We start from the raw sequence: 12,461 nt of genomic DNA, 5'->3' as shown, positions 1-12,461 counted from the left end.
TTAAAATTAGTATATTTGGGCACACTAAAAAATAATTTATTAAGTTTTTTTATTTAATAAATTTATTTAATATATTTATTAAATAACTGTGTTGGTGTTTCTCAATTTAAACAAGGTCTTATCTTATCATTATTGGTTTTTGTGTAGGACTACCTTTATCACAAAAATATACATTTGTTTTAAGATGTTTTTCAATATCTTTTCAATTTCAAAATTCTTTTCCTTGATCAGTTATAATTCCCTTTAAATGTTTTTTTAAAAGTTTATTTTTAAAAATTTGTTTTAAAGTTTCTAATACTTCTGTTGAATTTTTTTCTTTTTTTAAAAAAAGGTAAATTTAGTTAATTCTTCTGTTAATGTTAAACATGCTGATTTCTTATCTTTACCAACAATAGTATCCATTTGAAATCAACCAAAAGTACCTTTTTCATGTTTTGCTTGTTTAATAGTTTTAAAATCATTGCTTAAATTACCACGTTTATATTTTTTCCCTTTATGTATCTTTTTTTTACTATGAAAATACAAATTACGTTTATTTAAACCAAATAAACCTAAATAAATATATTTATAAAGTGTTTTAAAACACATAGGGAATTTATCATTAAATTCAATTTCATATAATTTGATCGCATAAAAAAAAGAAGGGTTTTAACAAATACATAAAAATTGAATAAAAATAATAAACCATTTACTAAAATGGTTTTTTTATTTGTAAAACCAAAATTATTAATTGATTCAGAGAAAGGACAGCATCTTAAATTCTTAAAATAGAAACTTTTTATTACAACTTTTTGATACCCTCTTTAAGTTGTTTACATATTTATTAAATATCTTAGAAATCTTTATAAAGTGTACCTGTTTTTTCTCCAATTTTAAGGTGTTGTCCTTTCTCTGTTTCAGTTAATTAATTTGCTAATAAAAAAACTTAATAAAGGAAGGAGTAGGTAATGAAAATTAATAAGCAACAAACAATATGTGATGTTGATAATTGCTATAAAGCAATATCATTCATTACCGAAGAATTTTTATCAAATAAAGTTTTATGAACTTGTGAAAAACATAAAGATTTATTGAATAAAGTAAAAGATAAAACACAAAAGCGGTTTTATAGACGCTTAGAAAATTCAAAAATTATCTTTGATTATGAAACTGGTTTATTAAAACTTAAATTTTATAAAACAACTTAATGCAGAGCGGAACGGTTATTTTAAATAACTAAGTGTTTTTATTCCACAGCCGGCCGAGGCAAGTACTGAAATAGTGTATGAGGAAAAATGTAAATCGGCGCTGGTTCATTAGAACTAAGCGATAGTCGTGATAAGTCCAAGGTTAATATCAAACGACAATAAAAATAGAGATAGTGACTTTACAATTAAATTTGCGAAAAGTGTGGTTGGTTGGAGTTTTATAGCATTTGGTCCTTTAAAATGCGAGTGAATTTTTAATTTAAAAACTGAACGTCAAATCCCAGAGCAAAAGCACAAATGGGCACGGATAAAGGAAGACATATATATGTCTGGCGTCAATATTAAAAAACAACTGTGGATTATTAAACATTCAAACAATTAACATATCGCCACCGCTCACCCCAGTGAGGCGGATGGCGTAGTAAATAAATAGATAAATACTTATATAACTAATTCTCGCTTGGCACTTTCACTTGGGAGTGAGTGCCAGCGAGTTAAAACTAGGAGGAAAAAATAAATGACAGAATATAAAAGTAAATATATTAATAAAACTTGAAATGAAATAACAACATCATTTTATTGAGTTAATTGTCAACCTATTAATTGTCGTATTTCACATCATAAAAAACATTATGATTTGCAATGTTTAGAATGAGCCAAAATGTACTTAAATTTATTTAAAGATAAATGAGATGTTATTGCTTCTTATATACAATATTACAAAATTAACGATATTTTAGATTTAGCTTCTGATGGTTGAAAAATATTGCAATTTGAGAAAAAAATCAAAGGAATAATTTAGGAGGTATATATGAAAAAGTTAAATAAAAAACCTTGAAAGTTTTTAAGTAAAAAGCAATTACAAAAGAAAAAAATTGAGCGTGCTAATGAAAGAGCAAGAATAGAAAATAGTAAGAAATTAAATAAATATGAAAAAGTTAAATAAAACTTGTCTTAAACAAAGATATTGAGGTTATTGTTTTCATAAAGAATGCAATCAAGAAAATAAATTAAGTGAATTAATGCTTAAAAGTTATTCAGTATCATTTGAAGATATTACAGATGAACATTGAGCATTAAATACTAAAAAGAATTAGGAGGAATTAAATTATGAATAAAAGATACTTATTGGTAATGAAAAGTAAATATAGTGATTTTAAAACGAGCTGTTTTTATACATTAGAAGAAGCAAAAACTACTGCTAATGTTGAAAATCAACAAGAATGATTAACAACTATTATTGATTTAGAAAATGAAAATATTAAATGACAAGGATGTGAATAATATGTGAAAAGATGAAAATGGCAAAGTTTATACCGAAGAAGATTTATTTAATGAAGCATTAGAAGAATGTCATTCAGAAGAAAGTGCTTATTACTATATTGATAGTTTAATTGAAGAAAAGAATTTGGAGGAAATTTAATAATGAATAAATTTATTGGAATTGGTATAACAACAAAAGATATTGAAATTAAGAAAACAAGTAATGGAAAAGAATATACTATTTTTAATTTAGCAATTACTCGCCCATATTCAAAACAAAAAGAAACTGATTTTATTCCTTGTCAAGTTTGAAATAAACAAGCAATTACTTTACAAAAATATTGTCAAAAAGGTAGTCAAATAGCAATTACTGGTGTTTTACAATCTTTTAAAAATAAAGATAATAAAACTGAATGAATAGTTCAAGTATCTAATTATGAATTTTTACATACAAATAATGATTTAAAAAAATCTGATAAACCACAAGAAAAAATAGAATTTAATTCATCTGAGACAAAAGAATTATTTAATAATGATAATCAAAATATTGGTAATGATGAAACAATTTTATGAGATTAGATTTAAAACCTTTATATATTTTTAATGATGAATTACATAAGTATAGTATTTTAATACCTAGTGTAAGTAAAATTGTTAATATTTTAGTGCCAAAAGATTTTTCACAAATTGATGAGAATATTTTAAAATTAGCACAAAATCGTGGAATATGTTTACATAATATGATTGATGTTTGAATAAAAAATAATTTTGATGATGAATTAATTAAATTTATTGATTGTGAAATAAAATCACATCGTGAATTATTTAAAAATTTTACAAAACTATATCAAGAAACTTTTAAAGATATTAAATTTAAATATTATGAAACTGAAAAAACACTTTATAGTCCTTTAATGTGTGGGACAACTGATTTTATTGGAATAACAACTGATAATGAATATATAATATGTGATTGAAAAATTACTAGTTCTAATGAGAAAACAGATATTGAACGCTATATTTGGCAATTAAAACTTTATTATTTATTAGAAAAAGACTTTTGTATAGATAATAAAAAAATATTAATGATAATTATAAATCCAAAATTAAAAATAGTAATTAAAGAAAAAGTTGATATTACTAAACAAAATTTAGAACAAATTAAAGAAGCAATTTTAATATGACAAGAAAGAAAGGAATGAGAAAATGCCACAAGAAACTAAAAAAACATTAATAGCAAGTATTGGTGAAATACAACACGATTTATCATTATATTTAGAAAAAAACCAAACAATGCAAATGAATGGTAGAACAATTTATAACTATTTTGGTGAAGCACAAGTATTAGAATTAGTTAAAAAAGAATTTAAAAAGCATCATATTACATATATTTGGAGTTATGTGAAAGATACTTTAAAAGTAATTAATGATATACCATATTTTGAAATGGAATTAACTTTATGTAAAGAAACAGAAGAAATTAAAACTTATTGACCTTTTACAGGGAAAAATACTGACCCCGCTAAAAGTATTGGGTCAGCATTAACTTATGGAGTTAAATATGTTTTAAGCAAACTATTAGGTTTACCAACCGAAGAATTAGACCCCGATAATAGTGAAGTAAGTAAAATTAATTCTAAACAAGAAAAAGAACAAACAGAAATTATTAACAATTCAAATCCAAATTGAATGAGTGAACAGCATTTCAATAATATTAAAAATTTTATTACAAACACAAAAATAGAACAAGATATTATTTCAAAAGGTAAAAATTGATTAAAAGAAGAATTAAATGTTGAAAAATTATCACCAGTTTAGAGTGCACCCATTTTAGTAAGTACTAATAAAAAGTATTTACTTTTTTTTAATTATATCTTTTTCTTTACGATTTGAATATCATGTATTTCATTTTATAACATCTTGTATATATTCTTCATGTGAATTATATATTTTATTATGGATTGTAGCTTTCTTAAGTAATGAATGAAAACTTTCTATAACAATATTATCTGCACAGTGGTAATTTTTTCCCATTTAAATTGTAATACCGTTAGATAAACATTTATCGTGATAAATAGTGGATGTATATTGATATCCGTGATCTGAGTGAATTATTATTCCATTCAGATCTTTTTTTATTAATTTTATTTTATTAATTGCATCATTTAAATTATCCATTACTAATTTATTGTCATTATATTTAGATCACTTTACATCAACTATTTCTTTAGTATATCCATCAATAATTGTTGATTGATAATATCTTTCTCCTTTTCAAATTAAATATGTTACATCAGTATATAGTACTGAAAACCTTGTTTTTATATCATTGAATTTACGATTAATTAAATCAGGATATTGCAATAAGCTTTTTTCTTTATTCTGTTTATATTTCATTTTTCTTTTCATTTTTCTTACATATTCAGGTTGTATTTGATTATCACGCATAATTCTTAAAACTTTTTTTGAATTATATTTTATACCATAATCTTCCTTTAAATATTTAGTAATTCTTCGATAACCAAATTGTTTTAAATTTTCTTCATAGACTTTTACAATATCATTTATTGCTTTTTTATCTTTTTTGCTACTGTCATAATTTTTATATTTATCTCAATAACTACGTTTTAACCCTGTTACTTCTAGTAATAATTTTATTGAATATTCACAAAAATTTTGTTTAATAAAAGAGACAATTCTTAGTTTGCTTAATTGTAAAAGTCATGGAGCTTTTTAAATAATTCATACCTTGTTTTATAATATTCTAAATTTCTTTTGGCAAAAGAAATTTTAGGTCCTTTAGGATTGTTTAATTTTCCTTTTTTATGATTTGCTCATCAAGATTCTACTGTATTTGCATTTATATTATATTGTTTTGCTACTATTCAACAACTTTTTTGTTTAATTTCCTCAATGATTTTTGTTCTAAATTCTGATGTATATTTGTTATATTTTTGTCCTTTTTTTGCCATATAAAAATGCACCCCCTATAAAAATTTAGCAAAATCTTTTTTTATTTTACTTACTTTTTGGGGTGCACTCTATAGTTCTCTTTTTTATTGTATAATTCATCTAAGTAATTTATTAAATTAAATAAATTACTTATCCTTCTTGTAAAATATTAGTAGTAATCTTTTCTATGAATAATTATTTATCAAAATATCAAAAAAAGTGTTTATTATTGGCACTTTTTTATTTTTATTAACTAATTTAGTCTTGATTATATATATATATATATATATAATGCAAGTAAATCTTGATAAAAAGTTTCAAGATATGAAAAGGAGAAATACAAGTATGAAAAAATTAGTAAGTTTATTAAGTTTGTTAACAATTAGTGGGGGTGCACCTTTGATTGAAAGTTCTTGTTCTTGTACTAATAAAAATAATGAAAAAAAAATAAAAAAAGATGATGAAAATGATATTAATAAATTAAATTGAGGAAATCTAGGTATAGAAAAAATAAATAGAGTAAGAAGAAATGCAATAATAAATAATAAATATCAACATGTATTTAAAACTAATGGGTCTAACAAACCAACAAAACAACAAATTAAAGAAAAAGTAAAGGAATTAAATCCCCAAGTAAATATTAATAATATTAATGTTACAAATATTACTGAAAATAGTGCAGTAATCACTATAACTGGTTATAGTAGTAAAAAAACAATTAATTTTACAGTTGATAAATCTGTACCAATAAACAATGTTATTACAAATACTAATTTAGGAGAAATAGATGGATCAAAATTAAATAATAGTTTGAAAGAACAAATTAATCTTAGATTATTAGAATTAAATCCACAGTTAGATATTAATAAAATTAATGTCATAGATATTACAACATATACCGCTAAAGTTAATTCAAATGATACAAGTATTTATACTGGTGAAATAAATATTACTTATAGTAGGCCAATAAAATCAATTTTTAAAAATTTTGAATTAGGCTCAATTAGAGTTAATGATTTAAATTTACCAACAGAACAACAAATTAAAGATAAAATAAAAGAATTAAATCCTGATTTAGAAAATAGTATAAATGATTTTGAAGTTAAAGATATAACTTCAAGAAATGCAAAAATATCTTTTATAAGAAAAGATATTTTAAGCGGTGAAGTAGTTTTTAATTTTATATCTAATATTAATTTAAATAAAATTATTACAAATAGTAATCTAGGTGAATTTATAACTGAAAATTTATCTAATCCAACAGAACAACAAATCAAAGAAAAAATAAAACAATTAAATCCACAGTTAGATATCACAAAAATCAAAGTTGAAAGTATTAGTAATTACAGAGCACGTATTAATTCTTCTGATACAAATACTTATACAGGATATATAATTGTTGATTATATTGTTTCAGTAGAATCACTTAATTGATAATAATAAAAAAGAAATATTAAATGAAAAAGATTTTAAGTATTATTGGTGCAATTAGTTTAATAGGAACACCAACTTTTAATTTAATTAGTTGTAATCCCAATATAGAACAATGTCATAAAGAAACTATTGGTGATTTTGAAAGAATATGTTACAGAGAAGAAAAATTTAATGTAGCTGATAATAAGTGATATATTATTATTGCTAAATTAAATTTAGAAGATAATTGAGAAATATTTAAATTTCAAAATAAAGAAATTAAGACAAATTATATTTTTGGAACATCGAATTCAAAAATAAGTATAGTATGTTGATTAACAAATAATGTAAATGATATTAAAAGAAAATACTATACAATAGGACTTATTAATTCTAATGGAGATTGAAATAATGTTTCATCGTGAGAAAGAGGAGTTAGCAACTTTAAAGGAATTTATCAATATTTAGGTAATGATGAACCCAATTTACCTAAAATTGATAAAGAGGGTAATTTAAAAGTTAAAGAATAATAAATAATAAAAAGAGATTATTATAGAGTGCACCCCAAAAAGTAAGTAAAATAAAAAAAGATTTTGCTAAATTTTTATAGGGGGTGCATTTTTATATGGCAAAAAAAGGACAAAAATATAACAAATATACATCAGAATTTAGAACAAAAATCATTGAGGAAATTAAACAAAAAAGTTGTTGAATAGTAGCAAAACAATATAATATAAATGCAAATACAGTAGAATCTTGATGAGCAAATCATAAAAAAGGAAAATTAAACAATCCTAAAGGACCTAAAATTTCTTTTGCCAAAAGAAATTTAGAATATTATAAAACAAGGTATGAATTATTAAAAAAGCTCCATGACTTTTACAATTAAGCAAACTAAGAATTGTCTCTTTTATTAAACAAAATTTTTGTGAATATTCAATAAAATTATTACTAGAAGTAACAGGGTTAAAACATAGTTATTGAGATAAATATAAAAATTATGACAGTAGCAAAAAAGATAAAAAAGCAATAAATGATATTGTAAAAGTCTATGAAGAAAATTTAAAACAATTTGGTTATCGAAGAATTACTAAATATTTAAAGGAAGATTATGGTATAAAATATAATTCAAAAAAAGTTTTAAGAATTATGCGTGATAATCAAATACAACCTGAATATGTAAGAAAAATGAAAAGAAAAATGAAATATAAACAGAATAAAGAAAAAAGCTTATTACAATATCCTGATTTAATTAATCGTAAATTCAATGATATAAAAACAAGGTTTTCAGTACTATATACTGATGTAACATATTTAATTTGAAAAGGAGAAAGATATTATCAATCAACAATTATTGATGGATATACTAAAGAAATAGTTGATGTAAAGTGATCTAAATATAATGACAATAAATTAGTAATGGATAATTTAAATGATGCAATTAATAAAATAAAATTAATAAAAAAAGATCTGAATGGAATAATAATTCACTCAGATCACGGATATCAATATACATCCACTATTTATCACGATAAATGTTTATCTAACGGTATTACAATTTAAATGGGAAAAAATTACCACTGTGCAGATAATATTGTTATAGAAAGTTTTCATTCATTACTTAAGAAAGCTACAATCCATAATAAAATATATAATTCACATGAAGAATATATACAAGATGTTATAAAATGAAATACATGATATTCAAATCGTAAAGAAAAAGATATAATTAAAAAAAAGTAAATACTTTTTATTAGTACTTACTAAAATGGGTGCATTCTATTAAATCTCTTTTTTTATCTTGGTATAAATGTAATTTTGACTGGGTTTTCACTTTTGTTTCTAATGCCTAGTACATTTGGGTTAGAAACATCTAATACAATTTCTTTATTATTACCAAAATATTTTCAATGCATTGTGCTATCTAATAATAAATTTATGTTTATAATTTTTGATATTCTAATTTTTAATTTTAAATCATTAGTATAATATGCTTGTAAATATGTTTCTGTTATTTTACCGCTATCATTATTAGATAATTTTGTTATTTGAAGTAAAAAATTTAAAACTATTCTTTTATCAGAAGCAAAATATCTATTTTCGTAATCATCACCCGTTAATTCATTAGTATATCCAGTAGAAAATGTTTGAATATCATTTACTCTGATATTATCAGTATATAAAGTTATTATATTATCAAAATTAACTTTATCAGTTTGTGAACGACCACTTTGTTGCAAAATTATATTTGCTAATGAACCTAAATTACTATTACAGTTTAAACCACCTAAAATATCAACATTTCTATTAGGAATAAAATTCTCTATATCAGGTTGACCACATTCAACTTGTAAATTACCTAGATTATTTATTTCAATTGTTTTATAAGCATCTTGAAATTTACTTATACTTTGAATTGTTGGGTCAATTTGTTTTAAATCAATTTCTATCTCATAATAACCTTTATATTCTGCTGTATTATCAAATAAATTAACGGAAGGAAAGTTTTCTTTACATTGTGCTTGTGCTGTAATTTTAGTTTTTAATGTTTGTACTACACCAGCAGGCATAATATCTTTGGTATAAGGTTGATAGTTATATGGTACTGGTGGTAATACATATTTTGGATAATTAAATGTTGGTATTTCATAGTTATGTGGTAATAAGAAACTAGTTTTATAATTAGTTGTCATATCGCGTAAATAATTATTTAAAGTACTTTTTGTTTTACCTCTGAAACTCCATACTGATAATTTTAAATAATCTTCTTCATTATTAGTATATGGGTTATCAGCATAAAAGATAATTTCAAAATTACCTTTATATAAGGCTTGAATTGAAAACATATCAATTATATAACTACAATTTGCCCCATCAGGTGTTTGTAAGAATTCGCAATCATTATCTTTTTCACTATCACTAACTGGTGTTTGAGCATCAACTGCTCTTACTAATTCATTAATTAAATAAATACGATTAGTTTTAGGGTTTAATTGTTTTAAATTGTAAGTTGAATAAGTTATTCGTTCTGTTGGTTTACCATCTTTTTCAAAAACATTGCCTTGTATTTTATCAGTTAATAAAGTAGTAAAACTAAAACTAGAAGCATTAGCACCAATCATAGCACCAATTTTATCATTTCCTTGTTCTCTAAATATTTCAAATGGTAAATAACCTTTACCAACAGCCTTATCACCTCAAAAGGCATCATTATAAAAACTATAAACATTAGCACTCATAAAACCATTAAGTCATGGGAAATTAGGTCATTTATCATCTTGTGTAATTGTTAAATTACCAATTCAGTCCCAAGGAATACCAAACGAAACAAAGTTTAAAAACTTTCCAATAGCAGGTATCGTAAAAGGATTAAATACTAGTTTTTGCGTATAGTTTAAAGGTAATACTGTAATTTGGCGATTAATAAAATTATTCATATTTAAAATATCTCAAACATTACATTTACCCATTTTATTATATTCAATTTGAACTTGACCAACAGTATTACCAAATTCATCTTTTCTTCTAAAATATGATAAGGCTTGGGTACTAATAATATTATTAATAGTTACACTAATATCATAAATGTTTTCACCATCAATTAATTTTCAATAAACATTATTATTTTCATCTTTTAATTTTATAGCAAAAGGTGTTTCATTATTGGCTCATATAGTGGAATTAATAGGTTGATTTTTAAAATCATCAATTGTTAATATATTAATTTCTTCACCTTTATATTTTTGAACTATTTTTAAACTGCCTTGTCATTGAGCAATCGTACTTTCCATATTATCAAATATTCTTGAATAACTACCATAATCACTTGGTTTAGCATTATTAGGTTTTCAACCTGTTTCAGTACCAGGAATATATGAACTATAAACATTAAAAGGAAATACCATTCAATGTCTATGTTCTTTTATACTTTCTTTTATATCTATTGCAGTAGCACCTGCTCCTGTTCTTAATCATTGCATAGCGCTGGACTAATTTTTTGCATTTGTTAATTCTTCTTAATTTCTGTTCTACCTTGTACGGCATTTTGATTATTACCAGTTTCATCATATTCTAGTAATTTATTATTATGTTCAATTTCTTTGGCTTGCATTTTATCTTGTCATTTTTCTACTTTTTCAAAATATTTGGTTGCTTCTAATTCATCAATATTATCATATTCAGTTATTGCTCTTATTGGCTCCATTGTGCCATTTTCTAATCTAGCAGTAATTAATTCATTTTGTCGCATTTGGTCTATTAAACTAGCACTAACAAAATCAAAACCATACGGGCGTTCACCAACACCATCTCATAAACCATAATATTTTAAAACAGTATCAAACATCTTAGTATAATATTGTTTACGATATGCTTGTAAATATGCTTGTTTTTCTAAGTCTTTTGTTTTTTTATTAATGATTGGGTTTTATTTTCTTCACTATCTGAGGCATCACCAAAAGGACTAGAAAAATTACATGCTATATATACTTGTTCAATAATTGCTTTTTGGTCTTGTGTATATGTTTCTAAGGTTGGTGTCCCTTGTACTACTTGTAAAGATTGAGATAATTGACCATCTACTGTTGATGAACTTGATTGAACAAAAATATCATCGAATACATCTTGCAGTACTTTTTTATTACCTTTGTTATAAGCAGTCATTAAATCATCACTTAGTATTCCATATCAATGTGTACGATTTGCATATCTTTCTTTTGATTTAATATTAAAACTATCTTCTAAATCAAATTGTAATTTATAACAATTTGCCATTGTAGGTCATGGGTTTAATGTAGTTGATGTTGATAAAAATAAAGGATTAGGTTCATTTATCATTTATCAAAAAGGTACTATACCTAATTTATTTTTAAATTCTTGTACTAAAACAGGTTTAACATCATCTTTAATTTGTGTTTTACTTTGCCCAACAACTACTTCATTATTTTTAGGTCAACCTTTAATAACTATTTTATCTTTGGCACAAATTAAATTTAAAATAAAACCACTATCTGATTGATGATAATTTAATCAAATATCGGCACATTGTTTTAATTCATTTATTTTACTTACGCGTGATGTAAAGTTAAAAGGATTAATTCATAAATCAATATTGCTATCACTAGTTTCTAATAAACCAAAGATAGTTTTACCCATTAAACTTGCTGTTAATTCATTTTTATCTAATTTTTCTTTTATTTTATAAGTTTCATATCATCAATTTAATTTTTCTAAAATGTCTTTACGATGAGACTTAAATAAAATATCTTTACCATTTACTAATCGCATTTGATGGCGAGCAATAATATTGGCTAAATTAATTGTTCAATCATAATTATAAAATTTTAAAACACTATTAATATCATTTAAGTTTGGTAAACTAGGGAAAGTATTATTCATTGTTATTTTGCTCCTTTAAATTTAAGATAAGTGCATAATTAATTATATTTACTGTTAATAAATTTGGTTCATTTGATAAAACTTGTACACATACTTTAACTTTTTGATATTTTTTAATATATTCGTTATATAAATTTAAATTACATATTGCGATATTATCTTTTTTTAATTCTTAACAAAGTCTTTTTTTAACTTGTCCACAAACAGACATATAAGGTCTTTTTGCATTTATTACACGCTCATCATGTA

General features: G+C 23.3%; 21 protein-coding genes and 1 pseudogene. 14 read left to right on the top strand and 8 right to left on the bottom strand.

Translation table 4 applies throughout. The features are described from left to right. Window positions 1-121: 121 nt before the first annotated feature. Window positions 122-618 (bottom strand): annotated as a pseudogene (locus AACL22_RS13955) (IS30 family transposase); the annotation flags it as partial. A gap of 329 nt (window positions 619-947) precedes the next feature. Between AACL22_RS13955 and AACL22_RS11930 the strand changes: the two are divergent. The 9 genes from AACL22_RS11930 (at window position 948) to AACL22_RS11890 (ending at window position 4,268) form a co-directional block, all read left to right on the top strand. Next, a complete protein-coding gene (locus AACL22_RS11930) occupies window positions 948-1,187 on the top strand; it encodes a hypothetical protein (RefSeq protein ID WP_338992399.1) in 240 nt (79 codons plus the stop codon). Between the two features lie 517 nt (window positions 1,188-1,704). Continuing rightward, window positions 1,705-1,989: a hypothetical protein gene (locus AACL22_RS11925; protein WP_338988932.1), complete on the top strand. Its 285-nt coding sequence runs from the start codon at window positions 1,705-1,707 to the stop codon at window positions 1,987-1,989. Between the two features lie 9 nt (window positions 1,990-1,998). Beyond that, the gene (locus tag AACL22_RS11920; RefSeq protein WP_338988933.1) at window positions 1,999-2,133 is read left to right on the top strand and encodes a hypothetical protein; all 135 of its coding nucleotides are present in this window, start codon (window positions 1,999-2,001) and stop codon (window positions 2,131-2,133) included. Next, the gene (locus AACL22_RS11915; protein ID WP_338988934.1) at window positions 2,117-2,284 is read left to right on the top strand and encodes a hypothetical protein; all 168 of its coding nucleotides are present in this window, start codon (window positions 2,117-2,119) and stop codon (window positions 2,282-2,284) included. The genes AACL22_RS11920 and AACL22_RS11915 overlap by 17 nt, the downstream gene beginning before the upstream one ends. Window positions 2,285-2,297: 13 nt before the next feature. After that, window positions 2,298-2,471: a hypothetical protein gene (locus tag AACL22_RS11910; RefSeq protein ID WP_338988935.1), complete on the top strand. Its 174-nt coding sequence runs from the start codon at window positions 2,298-2,300 to the stop codon at window positions 2,469-2,471. Between the two features lies 1 nt (window position 2,472). Then, a complete protein-coding gene (locus AACL22_RS11905; RefSeq protein ID WP_338988877.1) occupies window positions 2,473-2,610 on the top strand; it encodes a hypothetical protein in 138 nt (45 codons plus the stop codon). Between the two features lie 2 nt (window positions 2,611-2,612). Continuing rightward, entirely contained in the window at window positions 2,613-3,029 is a 417-nt protein-coding gene (locus tag AACL22_RS11900) for a single-stranded DNA-binding protein (RefSeq protein ID WP_338989096.1), read from the top strand. After that, window positions 3,020-3,673, top strand: a complete 654-nt coding sequence (locus tag AACL22_RS11895; RefSeq protein WP_338992396.1) for a hypothetical protein — start codon at window positions 3,020-3,022, stop codon at window positions 3,671-3,673. The genes AACL22_RS11900 and AACL22_RS11895 overlap by 10 nt, the downstream gene beginning before the upstream one ends. Further along, entirely contained in the window at window positions 3,657-4,268 is a 612-nt protein-coding gene (locus tag AACL22_RS11890) for an ERF family protein (RefSeq protein WP_338992394.1), read from the top strand. Before AACL22_RS11895 ends, AACL22_RS11890 begins: the two co-directional genes overlap by 17 nt. A 36-nt stretch (window positions 4,269-4,304) precedes the next feature. On the opposite strand, the gene AACL22_RS11885 is transcribed toward AACL22_RS11890, so the two are convergent. From AACL22_RS11885 to AACL22_RS11875, 3 genes are all read right to left on the bottom strand, one after another. After that, window positions 4,305-4,484 (bottom strand): hypothetical protein, encoded by a 180-nt coding sequence (locus AACL22_RS11885; protein WP_338988734.1) that lies wholly within the window; start codon window positions 4,482-4,484, stop codon window positions 4,305-4,307. Continuing rightward, window positions 4,485-5,018, bottom strand: coding sequence for a DDE-type integrase/transposase/recombinase (locus AACL22_RS11880; RefSeq protein WP_338993102.1), 534 nt, complete (start codon window positions 5,016-5,018; stop codon window positions 4,485-4,487). 140 nt (window positions 5,019-5,158) lie between these two features. Then, on the bottom strand, window positions 5,159-5,422 hold the full coding sequence (locus AACL22_RS11875; RefSeq protein WP_338992392.1) for a hypothetical protein: 264 nt from the start codon (window positions 5,420-5,422) through the stop codon (window positions 5,159-5,161). 325 nt (window positions 5,423-5,747) lie between these two features. Here AACL22_RS11875 and AACL22_RS11870 point away from each other — a divergent pair, with 325 nt between their 5' ends. The 5 genes from AACL22_RS11870 (at window position 5,748) to AACL22_RS11850 (ending at window position 8,558) form a co-directional block, all read left to right on the top strand. Continuing rightward, window positions 5,748-6,839, top strand: coding sequence for a hypothetical protein (locus AACL22_RS11870; protein ID WP_338992389.1), 1,092 nt, complete (start codon window positions 5,748-5,750; stop codon window positions 6,837-6,839). 20 nt (window positions 6,840-6,859) lie between these two features. Next, window positions 6,860-7,345, top strand: a complete 486-nt coding sequence (locus AACL22_RS11865) for a lipoprotein (protein ID WP_338988942.1) — start codon at window positions 6,860-6,862, stop codon at window positions 7,343-7,345. 95 nt (window positions 7,346-7,440) lie between these two features. Then, complete coding sequence (locus AACL22_RS11860) at window positions 7,441-7,704, top strand: hypothetical protein (protein WP_338988774.1); 264 nt, start codon at window positions 7,441-7,443, stop codon at window positions 7,702-7,704. Beyond that, window positions 7,671-8,378, top strand: coding sequence for a DDE-type integrase/transposase/recombinase (locus tag AACL22_RS11855; protein WP_338993100.1), 708 nt, complete (start codon window positions 7,671-7,673; stop codon window positions 8,376-8,378). Before AACL22_RS11860 ends, AACL22_RS11855 begins: the two co-directional genes overlap by 34 nt. Then, a complete protein-coding gene (locus tag AACL22_RS11850) occupies window positions 8,379-8,558 on the top strand; it encodes a hypothetical protein (RefSeq protein WP_338988734.1) in 180 nt (59 codons plus the stop codon). It abuts the gene before it with no gap. Window positions 8,559-8,611: 53 nt separating this feature from the next. Here AACL22_RS11850 and AACL22_RS11845 read toward each other — a convergent pair whose 3' ends face one another. The 4 genes from AACL22_RS11845 to AACL22_RS11830 are packed head-to-tail and all read right to left on the bottom strand — an operon-like array spanning window position 8,612 to window position 12,212. Beyond that, window positions 8,612-10,795 carry a hypothetical protein gene (locus AACL22_RS11845; RefSeq protein ID WP_338992387.1) on the bottom strand — a complete coding sequence of 728 codons (2,184 nt, stop codon included), beginning with the start codon at window positions 10,793-10,795 and terminating at the stop codon, window positions 8,612-8,614. Between the two features lie 26 nt (window positions 10,796-10,821). Further along, window positions 10,822-11,160, bottom strand: coding sequence for a hypothetical protein (locus AACL22_RS11840; RefSeq protein WP_338992385.1), 339 nt, complete (start codon window positions 11,158-11,160; stop codon window positions 10,822-10,824). Between the two features lie 47 nt (window positions 11,161-11,207). Beyond that, the gene (locus tag AACL22_RS11835; protein WP_338992383.1) at window positions 11,208-11,651 is read right to left on the bottom strand and encodes a hypothetical protein; all 444 of its coding nucleotides are present in this window, start codon (window positions 11,649-11,651) and stop codon (window positions 11,208-11,210) included. Then, window positions 11,652-12,212, bottom strand: coding sequence for a hypothetical protein (locus tag AACL22_RS11830; protein WP_338992381.1), 561 nt, complete (start codon window positions 12,210-12,212; stop codon window positions 11,652-11,654). Between the last annotated feature and the right edge of the window lie 249 nt (window positions 12,213-12,461).

The sequence above is a fragment of the Spiroplasma endosymbiont of Seladonia tumulorum genome (genome assembly GCF_964020235.1).
In the GTDB taxonomy this organism is placed as follows: domain Bacteria; phylum Bacillota_I; class Bacilli_A; order Mycoplasmatales; family Mycoplasmataceae; genus Spiroplasma.
Note: the sequence above shows the minus strand (reverse complement) of the source record. Positions and strands in the feature narration are given on the sequence as shown.